The sequence below is a fragment of the Moraxella caprae DSM 19149 genome, from assembly GCF_000426885.1.
GTDB lineage: Bacteria > Pseudomonadota > Gammaproteobacteria > Pseudomonadales > Moraxellaceae > Moraxella > Moraxella caprae.
Window position 1 is genome coordinate 1 of the sequence record NZ_AUGF01000009.1, and the last position, 20,673, is coordinate 20,673.

Below are 20,673 nucleotides of genomic sequence, written 5' to 3' on the forward strand. Positions count from 1 at the left end.
TAAAGTCAGTGTAGCCATCACCATCCCAGAAAACACCAAAGCTGGTGACAAGGTTGTTGTAACCATCAATGGTAAGCAAGAAGAGGTTACGTTAAAACAAGGTGACATCGACCAAGGTTACATCACCAAAGAAGTACCAACGGTAAAAGATGGTGAAGTGACAGTAACCGCTAAAGTGGTAGACACTGCAGGTAATGAGTCAGCACAAGGTGAGAAAAAATCTACTGTGGATACCACCGCACCTGACAAACCAACTGCCAACGTCACCAAAGTCAATATCGATTCTGACACAAACAACGACGGCTATATCAACATTGCTGAAAATCAAGGCTTGAATGGTAAAGCCAAAGTAACTGTAAGCTTTGAAAATGCCAAACAGGGTGATATCATCACGCTCAAAAGTGCTGACACCCAAGTCGAACTTGCTAGTCACACCTTGACCGCCGATGAGGCACAAAAAGGTACGCACACTCTTGATGTAGCTTTGCCAGCCAATGGCAAAACGCTCACTGCTGTGGCAACCATTGCCAAAAATGCGGCAGGGGGTATCAATGAGCAGGCAAATAACGCACAAGACACAGTAATCATTGACACCACAGCACCGATCATCTCTGTATCAGCTGCTGATACAGGTAATATGAATATCGCCTTACCATCGCCAGACAATGCTGCTACAGCAACCATTGAGTACACCCCTGTAGGTACAGATACCACCAAGACTGTTACCGTAACCAGTGATGGTAAAAATTGGAGCCTACCAGACAATACCCAAGGTTTTACACTGGAGGATGTAAAAACCTTGACACTAGCCAACAGCGAAGTCAAGGACGGTACACAAGTAACGGTTAGTGCTTCTGATAAAGCGGGTAACCCCAGTGAGACTAATGGTGTTACGAGTGCAACTGCTGCTGTAGGTGGGGATCCTGTTGCACCTGCCAAACCAAATCGCCCATCCTTAGACGAGGCGTCTGATACAGGCACTAGAGGTGATAACATCACACAAGAAGGCACAAACCTAGCTTTCGAGATTACGCCACCACAAGACGGTGAGACAGTTACTTTGTATACCAAAGTAAATGGTCAAGAGATAGAGCTTGGTAACACAAGTGATGTAAGTGCTAATGAAATCACAATCACAAAACCCTTGACCACACAGCGAAATGTAGAAAAACAATTTGACATCTACACCAAGGTAACCAAAGACGGCTTGACAAGTGAGCCAAGCGAAACATTGACGGTGACAGTGGATACCCGAGCGCCAACTGCTACGCTTGCACTCAGTAATGATAGTAACACAGGTACAGGTCAGGCCAAGCAGGCAGCGACCACCACATCGCAGCAAAAGCCGACTTTTGATATTGGCACAATTGAAGAAGGCGCCACCATTGTATTGAAAAAAGGTACGCAAAAACTTGCCGAGGTGGTAAGCAATGGCACGACCAACAGCATTACCGCAGGTCAAAATCTTGATGCCAATCAGGTCAATAATCTCACCCTTGAAGTAACCGATAAGGCGGGCAACACGACCACCAGAACTATCAATGTTACGGTGGATACAATTGCGCCCAAACTTGCTATCAATGGTGTGGATGGTGTCAATAATGGCACAGGTGAGGCAAAAGGCATCAAGGATAATGAGGTCATCAATGTGGCGAACGCCAACAAAAAACCTATCGTGATGACCGCAAGTGAAGATGTCTTTGTTGCTGATTTGCAAGATTTCCGTCTGCAAAATACGAAAAAACCAGATGAAATCTTGGGTGCAGATAGATTTGATATCAAGGTGGGTAGCACAGTCGAGAATGCGACTGCCGATGGCAAAGGCAAGGTCATCGTCATCACTCCCAAAGACAACTGGGAAAACAATGCAGATTATCAATTTGGTTTTGCAGGCAATCTGTTGACAGATGATGCAGGCAACACCTCGAGATTTGCCGATCGTGCCAATCGTGGGTTTGATAATATGTATAGCTTCTCAACCAGACAGGTGCAACCTGCGGTCAGTGAAGATGCTTTAAAGGCGGCTGCATCCACCACAGTGGTCAAAGATCAGGTCAAAATTAACGATGTCAAATTTAGTGATATCTCTGTGAAGTTTCTTGATCCGTCAAAACCAAATCAAGGCAAATTAATTGAGTATGGAGGTAGAAAAGGCGGTCCTAGCTATAAATATACCGAAAATGAGATTAACTGGGGCATCAAATCTGGCAAAAGAGAAACACTTAGCATTAAGCTAGAAAAACAAGCGGCTGAGGTTGTTGGTAATGGTCTGGAGGTGCCGATTCAGGTGGCACGCTTTACCTATGTCAATGGTAGCGGTAGTGGTTTGGTGGAAGCGCAGGCAGAATTTAATGCCAAAGTAACCATCAATGGCAGAGAAGCGACTGGGCCTGTCAAGGTGGATTTTGGCAAAATCTATGTGTGGGACTTGGGGGGAGCAGAGCGTACTGACATGGACTATATTGCCTTTCAGGAGTCGCCAACTCCCGGTACATTCACAATTGATGGCGAGACTTATAAGATTGAGTTAAAGGATATTGGTTTAGCAAAAGGCAGTGAAACGATTGCTGCCAACCAAAAAACTCAACGCGATCTGTTCTTGGCAGAGATTAAAAAGCACCCAGCTGATGCAAATAACAAAGCAGCCAAAAAGCGATATGATGCAGTCGTCAAAGAGCTTGAAGCTAGTCCAACGCAAGACATCAATGACTTGCACTTGGTAGGTGCAGGCGAAAACTTGACAAATGAGTTAAGCGTGAGCTTCCAAATCACCAAGGTCGATAATACAAGCATAATTGCAGGCGATGCGACCACACCAGCGCCTATCACAGGCAAGGTGGATAATGCGACTGGTAATTGGACTCCCGATCTTACGTTAAATAATGGATTGACGACCAATCCTGTGCCTAACAAGCAAAATGAATTTCAGGTGCTAAAAGGCGACTCTGTCATCGGTGTGTTTAAAGGTGAGACCAATGGTAGCTATACCTTTACCTATGACAAAGAAGGATTTAATGCCATCAGTAAAGATGAGGTACTTAAAGTCGGCTTTAAGCAGGGTGATTCTAAAATTCAAATTGAATTGAATGGTATTTATACCACTGAGGCCAAGCAAGATTTGGATTCTGTCTATACCACCACTGCCAAAGATGTAGACTTTACGCACCTTGCCAAACTGGTTGCTAAGTCAGGCTCGGACATCATTGACCTAACCAACAGCACCGCTAATACCTTGCAGAATGTTACCAAGGCGAATTTTGACGCTTATAGTGGTAAAGATACATTGTACATTCGTGGCGACATTGGTGATCAGGTTACCTTGGGTAGTCTGCTAGAAACTGGCGATGTTCAGACTGATAATGGCAAATCATGGGTCAAAACTACCAATGCAGAGGTAGGTCATAAGGGTGATGGTCAGATTTATGATTTATGGACTTATGATGGTAGTGCAACCAAAATCTACATTGACCGCGATATCACGGTGTTGTAGTTGTTGTGATTAACCAAAAAAAATGCGCCAAGCGATTGGCGTATTTTTTAATATTGAACGATTAGGTTGGGTAATTTGTTGCCCTACTTACCTATAAAAACAATTGCTATGCTAATCATGTTTAAAAAATAAATCGCTTGCTTGCTGGTGGTAAAACTTGCTCACATCATCATCACACATGAGATAATTTGCTATTGTCTGTGAGAATTTAGACATATTCTAGCTTTCATACAGAGCATGATTGTGATACAATTGCAAGCAATGATATGCAAAAAGGTGTGAGCTGATATAGCAGGGCTTGCTACTGTGCAAAAGGCTTTGGTATACTATTTATCAGCATAAGCGTATTAGTAAAAGGTAGCAACCTATGTATGGGTTGCAAAGATTTTTCCATCCATAATCGCTAGGTTTGGCGGTGGGTATGTCAAGCAGTGCAACAACAAAGGTGTTTTGATGAAAAGACGCAATTTTTTAACATTAGTAGGGGTGGCTAGTGCCAGCGCATGGGGTGCTGGTTTTGGTGGTTTTCGTTTTTCATTAAGCCCCATTCCTGGCGACCCTTATCCTAAATGCAATCAAATTCCAAGCTATGATAAGCCTTTAGATAAGGGTGCCAGGATTGTGTATAAATCCTTTTTTCCCAATCTAAATGTAGATACCGCACGCGAGACCAGTTTTTCCACGCAGTGTTACAATTGCATCTCGTGGACTTTGGGCATCACCGATGATTGGGTGTGGCCACTGGGGCAGGTGGGTGGTGATACATCGGTGGCGGATTTTGATGCGTTTTACCAAAAACACGGCATCACGCGTGCCACTGACGCCACTGCCGATATTGCACTGTGGGGGCAGACGACGCCAAGTGGTCATGTATCCGCCACGCATGGTTCTATTGTGTCGCACGCGCCTTTGTGGGAATCAAAATTGGGTCTATATATCCGTATGCGACATGGCAAAGATGATTTGGTAGGCGAGCAATATGGCAAGATTATCGCCTATTATAAAAAAGATGCCACCGCTACGCAAAAACTTCTTGCCACGCGCCAAAAGCTATTATCCTCTAGGCAACCATTATCGCTTAATGAATATCAAAAAATCAATCAAGCGGTGAAAAAATTGCCGTTGCGTATGCAGCAAACATTTGATCATTTGTATACACGCTGGCAACAAAAATGGTTTGATGGTGCCTACGCCATCGATTCTAATCCCTACACGCGCCGCCGTATCGGCGAATACCAGATGCTCATTGATTTGGGTGCTGAGATGGGCGAGGCGATATTGCCTTTGGTGGTGTCGCGCATGGTATCGCCAGAAAATATTTTTGGCATCGTATTATATGATGAGTTGCAAAAAAATCCGCGCCTAAAAGCAGGCTATGGCGATGATTTTAATGTCATAGAAGGTGAGGTTTCGCGTGCACTTTTAAGTGCAAAAAAATATATCACCACTTTTTTATAGGTGTCGATAATAATAAGTTTTTTATCCTCCGTTGGCCTTATATCCACCGACTTCAGGCGGTGGATATAAGGCAACTCCGTAACCATGCTTACGCACAGAAAGTTGTTTAATGTGGTGTATTCTGCTGTTCAATGTACTGGCGGATAATCTCAATTGGAGCACCACCACAACTACCTGCAAAATAGCTAGGCGACCACAACGCACCACCCCATAACTGCCCTTTGATGGACGGATATTCTTTTTTACGCAATAACCGACTAGACACGCCTTTCAAGCTATTTACCAAACTAGAAATAGCCACTTTAGGCGGATAAACCACTAATAAATGCACATGGTCGCATTCACCGTCAAACTCAACTAATTGTGCCTCAAACTTCGTACAGACTTCCTCAAAGATAACCTGCATATCGTCTAAAATCTCTTTAGTGAATACTTTTCTGCGGTATTTAGCCACAAAGACCAAATGCACATGAAGATTGTAAACAACATGCCTACCACGTCTTAAATCATTTGACATATAATTAGACCAACTGTAAAATATAAAAATCCAATTATACTTAAACCTATGAAAACACTCAAGCTACGCATACGAGATAAACACACAGACCAACTAAACCACCTAAGCGGTTCGGTCAATTTCGTGTGGAATTACGTCAATGACTTGAGTTACAAGCATCTGCAAAAGACTGGCAAATTCTTTAGTGCTTACGACCTAAACGAATACACCAAAGGTAGCGGTGAGCTGTTAGGCTTGCATAGTCAAACTATTCAAGCGATTAATGAAACCCACGCCAAAAGCCGAAAGCAATTTAAAAAAGCAAAACTTAACTGGCGTACAAATAACCCAAAGTCTAAACGAAAATCGTTAGGTTGGCTACCTTTTAAACAATCTGCCATTAAACACATCGCTACCCACCAAACAGGCAAAAAAGGATTAAAATCAACCTTACAGCTTAGTTTAGCTAAAGGGCAAAAGCTAATCATTGACCTATGGGACAGCTACAACCTGTCGCTATACCAAATTAACACCCTTGAGATTGTGCAAGACAGCCGTAACCGTTGGTATGCGTGTATTACCGTCAAAGAATACCCTAAGACTGCTTGCGGAACTGGTAGCGTCGGTATTGATTTAGGCTTAAAAGACAATGCCACTACCTCAAACGGTGACAAGCTACAAATCAAGCAAACGCTTAAATATGCCAAAGCGTTAGCCACAGCCCAACGTGCCAAAAACAAACAGCGTGTCAAGGCAATCCATGCCAAAATTAAAAACACACGCCAAGACCTAATTCATAAATTCACCACCCAATTAGTCAAAGACAACGTCCTAATTGTGGTTGGTGACGTTAAAACCACCCAATTTAACAGCAAAAAAGGCAAACTAGCCAAATCGGTTTACGATGCTAGCTGGTTTGAACTCAAACGACAACTGACCTACAAATGTAAGAACGCAGGTTGTCGTTTTGAAATCGTGAATGAACGATACACTACCCAAACTTGTTCGTGTTGCGGTCAAATCGACAGCAACAGTCCGAAAGGTAGAGCAGGTTTGCGAATAAGAGAATGGACTTGTGCGAAGTGTGGCACATGGCATGATAGAGATATCAACGCCAGTAAGAACATTCTTGCGGTCGGGCTTGACCGTCTAGCAGTAGGAATCCCCCCACTAGGGAGGGGAGGAAGTCAATGGCTTATATTTTTAAAGGTGCGGTTTTTTAAAATACAGACTTTTAAAAAATTGTAAGCATATACTTACACGCATTGACGATTTTAGCCAGTTGTCTTGTCAATTACAATCGTGCATAATACATCCACAGCAGACGGATAGCGTTATGGACAACGATATGGATAGTACGCTGTGTTAATGGAATAAATCGTAGGAAACTGACCCCAAAGGTCAAATAGCAAGCGTTAAGATTATCGCCGCCACCTTGATAATCTTAACGCTTTTGTTTTTGTGTTTATCAAAATATGTGTTACAATACACACTGGCAAACCAAACGGTCGCTGGTGGCAAATGCCACGAGAGGAAAGTCCGAACTACACAGGGCAGAGTGCCAGCTAACAGCTGGGAGGCGAAAGCCTACGACAAGTGCAACAGAGAATAGACCGCCAATATCATTTTGTGATGTCGGTAAGGGTGAAACGGTGGGGTAAGAGCCCACCGCACGGCTGGTAACAGTGCGTGGCAAGGTAAACTCCACTCGTAGCAAGACCAAATAGGTGTTCAATGGGTTGCCCGCCTAGAACACGGGTAGGTTGCTTGAGCGTATTAGCGATGATACGCCTAGATGAATGACCGTTCACGACAGAATTCGGCTTATCGGTTTGCCTTCTATTTTTTAATCTTGACTTGGTCTTAACAAAAAGCTCACTTGCTGTATCGGTGGGCTTTTTTGTCTTTGATGTTTATCAAAAAAACACCTTTATAATTTTTAACTATTTATCTACTTTTAAGCTATAATATTCCAAGTTTATGTTTAAAATATAATACTATGGGTCGATGGTGGGTAGGGCGTTCATGTCCATGGGGATTTTCCTTAAAATGGGTTTGGGCGTGTCTGGGAGACACGTTTTAAATGGGTGTGTCTTTTACGGGACAAATTACCATTTGCCCCATGTATTTATCCAAAAAATATTCAACGCATTTTAACGTATATCTAACGAATTTGATATTTGCCACAGGCTTTGTAGGAGCGTGCTTTCCACGCCCTTGATGATGTAATGATTTTATCGGACGTGCTGAGCACGTCTCTACGCCCACATATTATAAATTTGTGGTAATTTTAAAGTTCTTTATCTGTGTTTTAAACTAATAAATCAGCTATTTACGTCCAAATTTACGCTTTTTATTCATCTCATTCATGACGCTGTCAATCTCATCGTCATTTAGGCGAGCGGTGTGACGCAGTAGCTCAATCATGTCGGGATTTAGGACGTATTTGGCGTGTTCGGCGATTTTGTCAATGCGTTCATCAAAATCAATCATGTCCGTCTCAGGCTCAATCTGCACATAACCCATGCGTACGAGTGTATCTAAGAAGCTTGTAAATAACGCCTTATCAAACATGTCAGGCAAATCATCGGCATACAGCACGGACACCCTTTGCCCTAGGAAGTAGCACAGATTGACGACTTGTTCGGTATTTAGGCGGTGTGTACCTTGTTCGGACAATAAGGTCAAAGCCATAAAGTAGCGTTCCAAACTCTGCTGGGCAGGGTCGGCAAGCACGATGAGCTGTTGGTAGGCAGGCGAGTTGGTCTCGGGGGCACTGATGAGTACGCCGTCCCATTCGACAACCAGATTTTCTTTGATAAGTACGTCCAAAATCTCGCCAATGGTGTCTTTGATGCTACGTTGCGGGTGTTTTAAAAACAGCTCGGTTTGTAAAAAGGGATACAAAAGCTCGCTGATGTTTTCTAGCTTATCACGGTACATGCGTCCATTGCGTTGCACCAGTGAAGCGATAAAACTGGCTAGGATAAAGACGTGCAGGATGTTGTTTTTAAAGTAGCTAAGCAAGGGAGCTTGTTTGTCCGCCACTTTTATCATGTCGCCTAGCACGTGGGGCGTGCGTTCGATGAGTTCTAACTGCAAGCCATACGCCAAGATGTCTTTGGGATTCATGTCAGTGACAAAGGTGTCGCTGTCATAGGGCAGGGCTTGGGCGATACGCTGATATAGGGCGATTTGTTCTATCGCTTGGGCTTCATCAAGGGCAGATTTGGGGGTAGACAGTAGTACGAGTGCCAGCAGGGAGACAGGATTGACGACTGCTGATTTGTTGATGTTTTGCATGATTTTGACGCCGATGTTGGTAATCATGGCGTGGGTTTGCTTGTCGTTGTCCGCTTGTTCATCAGGGCTTAACGCTAGGGTGTCTTTGCCAGTTTTGATGTTAAATTTATCCAAAAATTGGGTCAGGTGTAGCGGTTCGCCAAAGGACAGATGCACCGTGCCAAATACCCGTTCAATCTTTTGGGCGGTCTTGATGAGACTAAGCAGGTTTTCGCTTTCTTTGGGTTTGCCTTTGAGTTCACCCACATAAGTCGCCCCTTCCATAATCCGCTCATAACTGATATAAGTCGGGATAAAGACCACGGGTTTGGCAGGGTCACGCAGATAACTGCCCACGGTCATGGCAAGCATGCCGAGCTTGGGCGGCAGCAGACGCCCCGAGCGAGAGCGACCGCCTTCGATGAAGTATTCAATGGGGACAGCCCGTTGCATGAGTGTGTGTAAGTATTCTTTAAATACCGTGCTGTACAAGGCGTTGCCCTTAAAGCTACGTCTCATAAAGAACGCTCCGCCACTACGCAATATCTCGCCCAGTACAGGGATGTTTAGGTTATCTCCTGCGGCGATGTAAGGGATGCGTAAGCCCCGTTTGTAGATGACATAAGATAAGAGCAGGTAGTCCATATGACTGCGATGGCATGGTACATAGATGATTTGGTGGTCGGGGGCAAGCTTACGCACCCGCTCAAAATGACGCACTTCCACGCCATCATAGAGTCGCTCCCACAGCCATGTCAAAAAGTGGTCAAAAAAACGCACGACAGAGTGTGAATAATCGCTTGTTATCTCACCCACATAACCGCTGGCTTCTTTTTTGATTTGGGCGATGGTTTTGCCTGTGCGGATGGCTTCTTTTTCTATGGCTTCTTGGACGATGGGCGATGATAAGATTTGCCCTGTCACGTTGCGTTTGTCAGATAGGTCAGGCCCGATGATGCTGGTGCGTTGTTTGTCCAAATAGCCTTTTAGGCGTTGGCTGATATGGTTTGCCAAGTGCGATGTACTAAGGTCTACATTGTCAGCATGGTCGTCCTTGCTGTCTTGGATAAGCTTTTGTAAATCCTTGGGCTGAGCAAACTGCACTGCCGTATCACGTCCCATGACCCCGATATTAAAGAGCTGTTTGGGAATGCTGGGACTATTCCATTCGTCCGCCATGAGCAGGCGAAACAGGCTGTCTTCTTTGCTTGGGGCTCGTCCCCATAGGATGGTCACGGGGATGAGTCGCACACGCAATGTGGGGTCATCGATACATGCTTTGATGAGTCGCTCTAAGCGTGGCGATGGAATGTTCTCTGAGCCGTGACGGTGCTTTAAAAAGATGACCGAGGCACTCTCATTAAGACTGCCAACGCTGGTACTGGCAAGGGCAGATGGTAAATTTAGCTCTTGGGTTTTGACGTTCACGAGCAGACTGTTGGAACGTGAATATTCTCGTAGCACATAAAAGGTGGGAATATCATCATCAAGCTCTGGCACTTCGCCCAAGATTTGTGCCTTAACCGCCAAAGATAAGCCTTTGCCTGATAAGTTACGATAGACCGATGGTTTGTTTTCTGCTCTTTTGGGGGCTTCTTGTTGGTTTTGGTGGGTGGGTTTTGGGGTGTTATTTGGTTTTTTAGAAAAAATCTGAGAGATATTCGGAAGTTTTAACATAATGCGTGCCATGATTTGACAATAATCTTAGTATTTTAACATTTTTAACTAGAAATGGACAAAAATTTTGTTATACTTGTACGCCTACCAGAAACGGTGTGGTTTGATGACATTTGTCAATACAGATAGCACTGTTTGCCCTTAGCCATTTAGATGTGTGGAATGATTATGCCAAATACGCCTGATGATAGTTTGATTCGTGACTTGATGACGACTTTGACCTTAACCGAGATAACCCCCGATGTGTTCTCAGCACCGAGTTTTGACTATGTGGGGGCAAGGGTGTTCGGTGGGCAGGTGCTTGCCCAAGCGATGATGGCGGGGGCAAAGACGCTCCAGATAGACAAGCCTTGTCACAGTTTTCACGGCTATTTTTTGCGTGGGGGCGACATCCGCCTGCCAGTCATCTACCAAGTTCGCCGTCTGCGTGATGGCAGAAGCCTATCAGCTCGGCAAGTCGTGGCGGTGCAAAACGTGCCAAACAACCCTGATGACCCCACGCTTGGCACGACCGAGCAGGTCATTTTTAGCATGATCGCGTCATTCTCACCCATGGAAGGCGGACTGGACTACCAAGAGAGCATGCCCAGATATCCGCACCCTGACACCTTACAAAGTGAGCAGGAGCTAAAAGATGCTCATGTCGGCAAAATCCCCGACGCCCTAAAAGCCCGCTACCTGCGTAAACGCCATGTCGAGATACGCCCTGTCACGCCCCGAGACCCCATTCATCCACAGCCCATGCGACCCCGCCAAGCCAACTGGCTTCGTATCAATGGACTACAAGACCAGCCTGTCGCTATTCATCAGGCTCTGCTTGCCTTTGCGTCCGACTTTTATTTGGTGGGTACGGGGCTGATGTCGCACGGACTTAGCTTTATGACCAAGGGTTTACAGGTGGCGAGCATTGACCACAGCATGCATTTTCATCGCCCCTTTGATGTCAGCGACTGGTTGCTGTATGACATGTGGAGCGACACGACCAGTCACGCCAAGGGGCTAAACCACGGGCAGTTTTGGCAAGATGGCAGGCTTGTCGCCACCACCCAACAAGAAGGGCTTATGCGACTGGTTGGCGGTGAGCATGTGACCGGCAGTTCGTGATACAAAAATCACACATGGCATTAATGTCGGGCAAGGCTTATTGGGGCATTATTTTGCTACAATAAGCCGTTTTTTTGGCTTGTCATTGTTTTTTTATCACTTTATGAAAAATCCACTGTTAAAAAATCTGTGCTTATATATCGCTCTGTTTGGCGGTGCCATCCTGCTGACTGCCTGCACCCAAGAGACGCCCGACACGCCCATCTTGTCAAATGATGAGATTGCCAAAGTGCTACCCAACCGCTCACAGGACAAGGCAAGTTGGGCAGGCGACATTGGGGCGATATTTGACGAGCTAAAACTGCATAAGGACAAAGAGAACATCTGCACCGTGGTTGCGGTCATCGACCAAGAGTCCAACTTTCACGCCAATCCTGCCGTTGCCAATCTTGGGCAAGCGTCCTTGCGTGCCATCGATGATAAGCTAGAAGACAAACTGGGGAAACAGCTCGCTGGCGTGTTTCGCACCATGCTCGCCACTCGCCCAACCAAGGATGACAGCTTTGAGAGCCAAATCAAAAAGGTAAAAACCGAAAAAGAGCTGGACGAGCTGTACCAACAGATGTTTGACTACTTTGCCAGCACCTATAAAGTCAGTGGCGTGAACAATCTCACCAAGCTCACAGGCGAGAGCCTTGATGAACGCCTAAACCCCATCACCACCTTAGGCTCCATGCAGGTGCATGTCAACTACGCCAAACGCCACCGCCGAGCCAACATGAACGACCGCACCCTGCGTGCTGACATGTATGGGCAGTATGGCGGTCTGTACTACGGCATTCATCGCTTAATGATGTATCAGGCGGACTATGATAAGCCGTTGTATCGCTTTGCTGATTATAATTCGGGCGTGTATTCAAGTCGAAATTCCGCTTTTCAAAAACGTGTGGCAAGCCTAACAGGAATCAGCCTTGACATTGATGGCGATTTGCTGTTATATGCCAATGGCACGGTGAGTAGTGCCAAATCACAAACCGAGACGGCACTCATCAACCTGCTCGCCACCGCTAAAACACCGCTCACCCCCGCCCAAATCAGAAGTGATTTGAAAAAAGAGAAAAAAGCAAGTTTTGAGCAAACCGCCACGTATCAAGGGGTTAGCGAGTTGTTTAAAGCCAAATATAAAAAAGACCCCACCTATGCCATCATGCCACAGGTCGTGATTAGCAGTACAAAGATGAAACAGGACAAGAACACCAACTGGTACGCCACCAATGTCAATAGACGCTATGAGACGTGTATGACGTTGGCAAATAAGCTGGGCAAATAAATGGATAAATAGGGCGTGCCTACTCTTTATTTGTCATGATAAATGAGAAAGGCAAAAAGACAAATAAGAAAGGTGCAGCTAACAAAATTGAATTTACCACGGAAACTGCTCGCCCTGAGCTATTTTCCGTCATGGTTCGACTTAGCTCACCACGAACGAAAAACCGTGGCACTTTTTCATTTTGTAGAGTGTAAATAAAAACCACAGGGGCGATACTGATTTAAAAATCACTGATTTAAAAATCAAAACTTAACTGCTCAAACTGCCCATAAAAATCAAACTCATAATTCATCGGCGTTTGGCGGTGTTTGTGGCGGAGCAGGGTGTTGATGTTGCGACGTCGTCTGCTAAGGTTTTTTAAAATTTTTGCTCGCTCGCCATCGCTGATGATGTGCCATGTTTGGCGTTCGGTGCGATTTCTAAAACAGCCCACGCAGTAGCCTTTTTTGTTCATGGCACACACGCCAATGCAGGGGTTGTCTATCATAAAAAGTTCGTTTTGCATGGCAGGCGGTGTGGTTAATAAAAAGGGCAAATGTCAGGCAGGGGGCGTTAATTATAGCGAAAATTGATAAAAATTGATACAATGGCGTTTGATTTATTTATCAGATAATCGCCCATCGCACCATTTTGCGATACTCTTATAACACCCATTTGACAACCCACAGCAACCATGACCATCATCTACCTACACGGACTAGACTCCGACCCCAACGCCACCAAAGCCGTCATCACCGCCAACCACGCCAAAGAGCTTGGTATAGACACCCTACGCCCTGATTTGAACTGTCCGCCTGATGACGTAGTGGCTAAGCTATTGAATTTAATCAAAGAAAACCCCAATGCCGTGCTTGTCGGTTCGTCTTTGGGTGGGTATTTTGCTACATTGTTGTCCGACATGACAGGCACGCCTGCGGTACTGCTAAATCCAAGCATACGCCCTGATGTCAGCTTTACCCGATTTTTAACGGATAATTTTGACGGGCAAACGCTCACGGACGATACCATCATCTACACCACGACAGGGGGCTGGCAGATTCGCTATGGCGATTTGGCGTGGTTTGAAAAGCACCGTTTGACCGCCAAAAATCCCCAAAAAATCAAAGTGTTATTAAAAATGGGTGATGAACTACTGGATGCTTATGCCACCCAAGCATTTTTTGAAAGTTGTGGGGCGGACGTTGTCGCCCAAGACGGGGGCGATCATAAAATAAGTGATTATAAAGAGCAGGTGGGGCGTGTTGTGGGGTGGGTACAAGCACACCAATCTAAATAAACCGCTCGCAACAGGAGTTCTTGTATTTGCAGCCTGCCTAAATTACAAACTGCTTGGCAGGCTTGTCATGTATGTTTTTGATGCACATTTGCCATCCTTCCCTTGACAATACCTAACTATACCAACACACTTTTTAAAGATGTTTATTGACACCATAAAAAGCCTACAAAACCCCAACCAAATTTTATTTTTTGACCAAACTGTGTTACAATCCTTTGAATATTAACAAATTTGTGCAAATGTTGCTCAAAATTAACCCTATTGGTGCAATCAAATATGAATAGGATTGGTGTGTTTATCAATCGTTTTTAATTAAGTCATTTAGGCGTTTATCCATATTTTATTGCACTACCATTGACAATAAGGAGTGTGATATGAGTACGCCTGTACCCAAAAAACACAAGCATGGGCTAAATCCGCCTGTGTTCTTGACATCGGCAGGGCTGATTGCCTTTATCAGTTTGTTTGCCATTTTATTGCCTGAGCTTGCCGACAAGACTTTTAAGGCGGTGCAATCAGCGATTGTGGATAATGCCAGTTGGTACTATGTGCTGACGGTGGCGATTATTTTGCTGTTTAGCGTGTATTTGGGCTTATCCAAACTCGGTAACATCAAGCTTGGTCCTGACCATTCTCGCCCTGATTATAGTAATTTTTCGTGGTTTGCCATGTTGTTTTCGGCAGGTATGGGCATTGGGCTGATGTTCTTTGGCGTGGCAGAACCTGTCATGCACTTTTTAAATCCGCCACATGGGGACGGTAGCACGGTGGACGCTGCTCGTCAAGCCATGCGACTCACCTTTTTTCATTGGGGCTTGCATGCTTGGGCAGTGTATGCGGTGGTGGCTCTGATTTTGGCATTTTTTGCGTATCGGCATAACCTGCCACTGACCCTGCGTTCGGCATTATATCCGCTTATCGGCGACAAGATTTATGGTCCTATCGGTCATGCGGTGGACGTGTTTGCGGTGGTGGGGACGCTGTTTGGTTTGGCGACTTCCCTAGGTTATGGGGCGTTGCAGGTCAATACAGGGCTGAATCATATGTTCTCGTTCATCCCTGTGGGGACGGCAAGTCAAGTGGTGCTGATTGCCATCATCTGTGCGTTGGCGACTGTCTCGGTAATGTCGGGGCTAGATAAGGGCGTAAAAATGCTCTCCGAGCTTAATCTAGGCTTAGCGGTGGTTTTGCTACTGTTTGTACTATTGGGCGGTTCAACGGTGTTTTTGCTTCAAGCCTATGTGCAAAATGTTGGCTCGTACATCTCAAACATTGTCGGCTTGACCTTTAATTTATATGCCTATGACAAGACCGATTGGTTTGGCGGTTGGACGATTTTGTATTGGGGTTGGTGGCTTAGCTGGGCTCCGTTTGTCGGTCTGTTTATCGCTCGGGTGTCTCGTGGGCGTACCATTCGTGAGTTTGTGTTTGGGGTGCTGTTTGTCCCTGCGGGCTTTACGTTTTTGTGGATGACGGTGTTTGGCAACTCCGCCATTGACATGATTTTAAATCAAGGCAACACCATGCTCGGCGAGATTATCAACAAAGACGTATCGCTGTCGCTATTTGCCTTTTTGGAGCAGTTACCCATGTCGGGGCTGTTTAGCTATGTTGCCCTTGCCATGATTATCGTGTTTTTTATCACGTCTGCCGACTCTGGGGCACTCGTCATGGATATGCTTTGCTCGCATGGTAAGGGCAGTCGTGGGGTGCGTTATCGTCTGTTTTGGTCAATCGGGGCAGGCGTGGTTGCCATTGCTTTGCTACTGGCAGGCGGTCTTGGGGCGTTGCAAACCATGGCAATCGCCAGTGCCTTACCCTTTGTAACAGTGCTGATGATTGCGATGTATGGGCTATTAAAGGCTCTGAACGTGGACGCCCAAAAGCAAGAAATCCTACAACAAAACCTAAGCGTACCCCTACCTGCCCAAGGCGGTGGCGTATGGCGTGAAAGACTGTACGTCATCATGAACTTCCCAAGTCGCTCTGCGGTGAGCCGTTTTATTGACACCACCGTCAAAGAGGCGTGCGAAGATGTGGCAGAAGAGCTACGGGGCTTGGGCGTGGACGCCAAAGTGCTAAATGAAAAATCAGGCAGTGTGGTACTGCTAACCAATCACGGCAGTGAGATTGACTTTGTCTACAAGGTACGCCTGTCAAGCCATGCCCAGCCTGACTTTATCCACAGCGATGACGACACAACCAACGCCACAGATGACGACACCCAAACCTACTACCGTGCCGAAGTGCATTTGGGCGAAGGTGGACAAGACTATGACATCATGGGGTGGAGCAGTGAAGGGGTCATCAATGACATTGTAAGCCAATATCATCGCCATATGCACTTTTTGCATAGTTTGCGTTAAGGTGGTATTTAAAAGTCTTTTTAAAATGCCGTCCAAGTGAGAATTGAACCCCACCCCAAAGCTCGCCACTCTAAGCTTTGGGGTGCTTTCTCTTTCAATTCATCACAAATAGGTTTTTAAAAACGCCAACACTTTGTCTTGATAGGCGGGTGTTGTCCAAAATTTGGGCGTGGCGTGTCCTTCGCCTTCTAGGATAACCAGTTCGCTAGGAATTTGATATGCTTGCAATTTTTTCAAATAGCGAACCGATTGTTCGTGAGCCACCACACAATCATTGTTGCCGTAAAACATCAAAGTCGGTGGCGTGTCTTTGGAAACCCGATAAATGGGGCTTAATGCGGTGGTTTTTTTGATAAAGGCAGGCGAGCCGTATTTTTCGCCAACGGCATAGGCACTCAAATCAAAATCTTGGGGAATGTCGGCTTGTGTCACATTTGCCCAATTCGTCGCTTCGCATTGGGGCTGGGCATTGGTGGTGGCGGTCATATTGACAAAATCGGCAGAACCATAATAGGGCAAGCTCGCCTTAATGTGTTTGCCCTGCGTTACGGCAAGTCATTGTACCAAATGTCCGCCCGCACTTTCGCCCATTACCGCAATGCGATTGCCGTCCAAGCCGTATTGTTTGCCATTTTTACGCACAAATTCAAAGGCTTTTGTTACATCATTGCTGATTTCGTTAAGCAGGGCATTGGGCAAAAAGCGATAGCCCACCGACACCACTGCATAACCATTGTCAAGCAGGCGTTTTATCATTTCTTCCACATTTTTGTGCGAACCGCCCATGACTTCCATTTTGTCGCCTGTGATAAATCCGACACCGTGAAGGTAGAACACGACAGGGGCATTACCCCGATGATTTTTGGGCAAATAAATGTCCATTTTTTGGCGTTCGTTGATGTTGTCATAAGCGACATTGGCATGGCTGATGTGATCGAGTTTATTGGCAGTTGCCATTTGCTTGGTGTGGTGGGTGCTTGCCTTGCTGTTGGCTCTGATGGCTTGGTCTATGGCGGTGTTGGCACTTTGGGTGGTGGTTTGGCAGGCAGAAAGTGCCAATGCCAAAGCGGAAAAGGTCAGGGCAATGGCGGTGGTTTTGAAGTTTTTTATAAACTTCTCTTGTTTGGTTGGAATAGGGGTATTATAAAATTTAAAAATTGGTAATGGAATGGTGATTTTTGGAAAGTTGATTTTTAAAAATGGAAAGATAATTGGACAATTTTTTAAAGAAAAACACCGCTTGAATTTCTCAAACGGTGCTTTCTTAAAAAATCACTTCCCTTTAAAATACGCCATTTTATCGCGATAAAACGACCCCAAATAATAAGTCTTACCCACAGGCAACACGGTAGAAACGCCACTAAAATCCTGCGTGTATTTGCCTTGATACAAGGGCGTGATTGCCAAATTATCAGGGTTAATGGTGGTAATGTGAAAATCTTTTAAACACTCATAAGTCATTGTCTCGCCACAATTTTGGGTGCGAGATCCTGCGGTAATCAGCTTATCGCCCGCCCAATGCAAATTGTCAAATACGCCATCATTCAGCTCGCTGGTGGCGACTTCTTTGGCAGGGTTGGTGTTGGTTAATTTGCTTAACTTTTTCATATGGGCGACATAGATAAATTTGCCGTCAGGGGAGAGTTCAATGCCGTTATTGCCGTTAAATTCCGTGCCTTGCAATTTTTCAAATTTTTGTGTGGTCGGTGTCCAGCGATACACCGCCCCTGTGATTTTGCCTGCAATCATTTCTGTTAAATTATGCTCTGGGTGCATCATCACAGTGGTATAAATCGCCCCATCCACCCCTGACACCACGCTGTTACCTGCCAAATATCTGTCCTTGTCGTCTTTGGGCATTGGCACATTGCCAAGCCAAGTGATGGTTGGCGTGGCGGTGCTTGTATTTACTTCAAAAATTTCAATGGTTTCACGGGTGATGTTTTTGTCAAAACCGTTATGATTGACCGCATACAAAAGTGACTTGCCAGAGCCAATCGCACGAATGCTGATACCGTGAATTTGCATTTCATCGGCGTGCGGTTGTGGCTGGCTGTGTGGAAACTCCGCAGACGGGGCGGTCGCTTTGGGGGCAATCAGGCGAGCGGTCGCTTTGCTTTGGCTGTCAATCAAATACAAACCGCTATGGTGGGTCATTCCACTGGCGATAATCCATTTGGAATTGGGGATTTGCACCAAATCTTCGGGGCTTTTTAGGTTTTCAATATAGCTTAATTGATTGACTTGTTGGGCGGTGCTGATGTTTGCCGTTTGGGTGCTTGGCGTAGCGTTAATGGCGTGGTTGATTGGCGTACACGCCACGCCCAAAGTGGCAAGGGTTAGGGCAAGGGCGGTGCTGGCGAATTTTTTCATAATTTTCTCTTTTGTTAAATGGAATAAGCGTATTATAAAATTTAAAAATTGGTAAGGGAATGGCGGTTTTTGGAAAGATAGTTTTCGTTTTTGGAAACCTATCTTTTGGTTGGTCGAAAATAAAAAATTACCGTTTAACTGATTTTTTTAATCAAATTTAAACGGTATTATTTTTTAAAGATTTATTATTTTACTGAAAAATTGTGTCCTGCATATTGTTCCATAAATTCAAATACCGTTATTGTTCCAACATTATGGTCATAAGTAACATTTGGAATCATAATTCGTTTTTTGGTATTGTTGTTTAACAATGCCGATTATTTAATTAAAGTGATAGCTTTTTTGCCAAAAATGGCTAAATCTTGCTTTACTCGTCAAAAACTTGCTTGGTAGAAAACTCACAACCTGCGTTTTTTCTTAAAAAACTGCGATTTTTCTAGTTTTTAATCACAAATACCAAATTTTGATATACCCTAGGTTCTTAAACAGTTATAACAAAAACCCCAATTAACAAAATTGGGGTTTTTGTTTGATAGGCTTTTTAAACAGAGTTGTTTTGGTTGCGTAAAATTGCTTTGGCAGAATCAACCATCGCCACAAAACCTGCTGCTGTCATCATGGCATCTTTTAAAACCAATCGCCCAGCCCCTGATAAATAAGGAAAGCCTGTATGGGCATCTGCTCCGTGTACCCAAGTTTCTGGCGTAAAAATTAAAAAAGTATAAGTTACAAATGGCGTTAAGAAGCACAGTGTTGCACCAATTAAGCCAGCCTTAGGCGAGATATAATGCGATAATAAAAGAAGTGCAAAAGTAATCTCCACCACACCAAGCCCATTAGAATAGCCATAGGTGTTGTTCATTTCGTGCCAAGCACGGTTAGCCTCATTTAGCACACCCTCACCATTCATGTGCTGCAAATAATTAGCAGGGTCATTATAAAGCCAACTCATAAAGGGGCTATTAGCAACAAATGGTACAATACTGTCAGCTTCATAGGGAATAAATTTTAGCCATCCAATCCATAAAAACACAATGGCAATAGAAATACGGCACAGATGCACACCGATGTTTTCAGAGCGGGCTACTTTTTCAACAAAACTTTGATAGGCATCGTATAAACTCATAACATTCTCCATACTTAGCGTCCACATACAATCCCTTTATGTCTATACCAGATGTATAACCACCGCTAAGAATTATGGCATGCCATACTTGGCTTGGTTTCATTGTATATCTTTTTAATGCTGCATTCAATACAAACATTAACTTATTATAATTTTTTATAAGAAATAGATAGTTTAATACATATTATTTTGATAATCATCATCAAAAGCAATCACTTTGAAGATTATCAATTAATAAACCACACCAAAGACAACATGGCAGGCACTTGCACAGCACGCCAATCAAGCAGACAAAAGACAGAAATCTTGTGTAAAGGCATAGCTTGGGTCTTATTACAATTAATGCCCAAAAATAACATCGCCGTCTGTTTTGTCGTGCACGCCAAATTTATCCACAAGTGTTTGACTTGCTTCATTAAGCCCAAAAATACTCACATCTGCCCCCATTTTAGGTATTTTAACACCACTTTATCAAGCGATGAGATGGCGGTTATATCCCCAAAATGGGCGTGTGTTAAATCAATGCTCACAGTTTTTGGTTGTGTACTAAAGTCAAATTGAGCGATAAAATTATCGGCAGAGGCAAAAAATACTTGCCCTGTAACCTCATATGCCAAATCATCAGTCGATTCGGTGGGTAGTTTTTGGACATTCATAAATCGTGCGATTTTATGGGCAAAAAACAGAACTGAAATCAGTACACCTGTAAATACCCCTAATCTGTAAGGTGCGTACCACGCACCCTTAAAAATTCA

Annotated in this window: 13 protein-coding genes, 1 other RNA gene and 1 pseudogene; 8 read left to right on the top strand and 7 right to left on the bottom strand. The window is 44.7% G+C overall.

All coding sequences use genetic code 11. The features are described 5' to 3' along the window. Together K941_RS17320 and K941_RS0103525 are read left to right on the top strand one after the other, a co-directional pair. Positions 1–3,490: Ig-like domain-containing protein (locus tag K941_RS17320; protein ID WP_036387398.1), on the top strand; the 3,490-nt coding region annotated here is incomplete at its 5' end. Positions 3,491–3,943: 453 nt separating this feature from the next. Beyond that, a complete protein-coding gene (locus K941_RS0103525; RefSeq protein WP_051225849.1) occupies positions 3,944–4,948 on the top strand; it encodes a DUF7689 domain-containing protein in 1,005 nt (334 codons plus the stop codon). Between the two features lie 106 nt (positions 4,949–5,054). On the opposite strand, the gene tnpA is transcribed toward K941_RS0103525, so the two are convergent. Next, positions 5,055–5,465 (bottom strand): IS200/IS605 family transposase, encoded by a 411-nt coding sequence (gene tnpA, locus K941_RS0103530; RefSeq protein WP_029102520.1) that lies wholly within the window; start codon positions 5,463–5,465, stop codon positions 5,055–5,057. 48 nt (positions 5,466–5,513) lie between these two features. On the opposite strand from tnpA, the gene K941_RS14635 reads away from it, so the two are divergent. Both K941_RS14635 and rnpB read left to right on the top strand, forming a co-directional pair. Beyond that, positions 5,514–6,692 carry an RNA-guided endonuclease InsQ/TnpB family protein gene (locus tag K941_RS14635; protein WP_051225850.1) on the top strand — a complete coding sequence of 393 codons (1,179 nt, stop codon included), beginning with the start codon at positions 5,514–5,516 and terminating at the stop codon, positions 6,690–6,692. Positions 6,693–6,936: 244 nt separating this feature from the next. Then, positions 6,937–7,287: RNase P RNA component class A (gene rnpB, locus K941_RS16340), an RNA gene on the top strand. Positions 7,288–7,772: 485 nt separating this feature from the next. On the opposite strand, the gene plsB is transcribed toward rnpB, so the two are convergent. After that, on the bottom strand, positions 7,773–10,403 hold the full coding sequence (gene plsB, locus K941_RS0103540) for a glycerol-3-phosphate 1-O-acyltransferase PlsB (protein WP_029102521.1): 2,631 nt from the start codon (positions 10,401–10,403) through the stop codon (positions 7,773–7,775). Positions 10,404–10,571: 168 nt separating this feature from the next. On the opposite strand from plsB, the gene K941_RS0103545 reads away from it, so the two are divergent. Both K941_RS0103545 and K941_RS0103550 read left to right on the top strand, forming a co-directional pair. Then, positions 10,572–11,507, top strand: a complete 936-nt coding sequence (locus K941_RS0103545; protein WP_036387426.1) for an acyl-CoA thioesterase — start codon at positions 10,572–10,574, stop codon at positions 11,505–11,507. Between the two features lie 103 nt (positions 11,508–11,610). Then, on the top strand, positions 11,611–12,777 hold the full coding sequence (locus K941_RS0103550; RefSeq protein ID WP_036387428.1) for a DUF1615 family protein: 1,167 nt from the start codon (positions 11,611–11,613) through the stop codon (positions 12,775–12,777). Between the two features lie 235 nt (positions 12,778–13,012). On the opposite strand, the gene K941_RS0103555 is transcribed toward K941_RS0103550, so the two are convergent. Beyond that, on the bottom strand, positions 13,013–13,264 hold the full coding sequence (locus K941_RS0103555) for a DUF1289 domain-containing protein (RefSeq protein WP_208854354.1): 252 nt from the start codon (positions 13,262–13,264) through the stop codon (positions 13,013–13,015). Between the two features lie 186 nt (positions 13,265–13,450). Between K941_RS0103555 and K941_RS0103565 the strand changes: the two genes are divergently transcribed. Both K941_RS0103565 and K941_RS0103575 read left to right on the top strand, forming a co-directional pair. Continuing rightward, positions 13,451–14,053, top strand: coding sequence for a YqiA/YcfP family alpha/beta fold hydrolase (locus K941_RS0103565; protein WP_029102525.1), 603 nt, complete (start codon positions 13,451–13,453; stop codon positions 14,051–14,053). A 374-nt stretch (positions 14,054–14,427) separates the two neighbouring features. Then, positions 14,428–16,419 (top strand): BCCT family transporter, encoded by a 1,992-nt coding sequence (locus K941_RS0103575; RefSeq protein WP_029102526.1) that lies wholly within the window; start codon positions 14,428–14,430, stop codon positions 16,417–16,419. Positions 16,420–16,521: 102 nt separating this feature from the next. On the opposite strand, the pseudogene K941_RS18025 reads toward K941_RS0103575, so the two are convergent. The 4 genes and pseudogenes from K941_RS18025 to K941_RS17485 form a co-directional block, all read right to left on the bottom strand. Beyond that, positions 16,522–17,376: pseudogene (locus tag K941_RS18025) on the bottom strand (alpha/beta hydrolase fold domain-containing protein). A gap of 315 nt (positions 17,377–17,691) precedes the next feature. Further along, positions 17,692–18,792, bottom strand: coding sequence for an SMP-30/gluconolactonase/LRE family protein (locus K941_RS0103590; RefSeq protein ID WP_029102529.1), 1,101 nt, complete (start codon positions 18,790–18,792; stop codon positions 17,692–17,694). 541 nt (positions 18,793–19,333) lie between these two features. Next, positions 19,334–19,918, bottom strand: a complete 585-nt coding sequence (gene rclC, locus K941_RS0103595) for a reactive chlorine resistance membrane protein RclC (protein ID WP_029102530.1) — start codon at positions 19,916–19,918, stop codon at positions 19,334–19,336. A 431-nt stretch (positions 19,919–20,349) separates the two neighbouring features. Beyond that, positions 20,350–20,574, bottom strand: coding sequence for an STAS domain-containing protein (locus K941_RS17485; protein ID WP_029102531.1), 225 nt, complete (start codon positions 20,572–20,574; stop codon positions 20,350–20,352). Positions 20,575–20,673: the final 99 nt, after the last annotated feature.

What these genes read in the sequence shown, in the direction of transcription:
- tnpA (WP_029102520.1), bottom strand. Translation starts at nt 5,465, where the DNA reads ATGTCAAATGATTTAAGACGTGGTAGGCATGTTGTTTACAATCTTCAT.
- K941_RS0103545 (WP_036387426.1), top strand. Translation starts at nt 10,572, where the DNA reads ATGCCAAATACGCCTGATGATAGTTTGATTCGTGACTTGATGACGACT.
- K941_RS0103555 (WP_208854354.1), bottom strand. Translation starts at nt 13,264, where the DNA reads ATGATAGACAACCCCTGCATTGGCGTGTGTGCCATGAACAAAAAAGGC.
- rclC (WP_029102530.1), bottom strand. Translation starts at nt 19,918, where the DNA reads ATGAGTTTATACGATGCCTATCAAAGTTTTGTTGAAAAAGTAGCCCGC.
- K941_RS17485 (WP_029102531.1), bottom strand. Translation starts at nt 20,574, where the DNA reads ATGAATGTCCAAAAACTACCCACCGAATCGACTGATGATTTGGCATAT.
- K941_RS0103590 (WP_029102529.1), bottom strand. Translation starts at nt 18,792, where the DNA reads ATGAAAAAATTCGCCAGCACCGCCCTTGCCCTAACCCTTGCCACTTTG.
- K941_RS0103525 (WP_051225849.1), top strand. Translation starts at nt 3,944, where the DNA reads ATGAAAAGACGCAATTTTTTAACATTAGTAGGGGTGGCTAGTGCCAGC.
- plsB (WP_029102521.1), bottom strand. Translation starts at nt 10,403, where the DNA reads ATGTTAAAACTTCCGAATATCTCTCAGATTTTTTCTAAAAAACCAAAT.
- K941_RS14635 (WP_051225850.1), top strand. Translation starts at nt 5,514, where the DNA reads ATGAAAACACTCAAGCTACGCATACGAGATAAACACACAGACCAACTA.
- K941_RS0103575 (WP_029102526.1), top strand. Translation starts at nt 14,428, where the DNA reads ATGAGTACGCCTGTACCCAAAAAACACAAGCATGGGCTAAATCCGCCT.
- K941_RS0103550 (WP_036387428.1), top strand. Translation starts at nt 11,611, where the DNA reads ATGAAAAATCCACTGTTAAAAAATCTGTGCTTATATATCGCTCTGTTT.
- K941_RS0103565 (WP_029102525.1), top strand. Translation starts at nt 13,451, where the DNA reads ATGACCATCATCTACCTACACGGACTAGACTCCGACCCCAACGCCACC.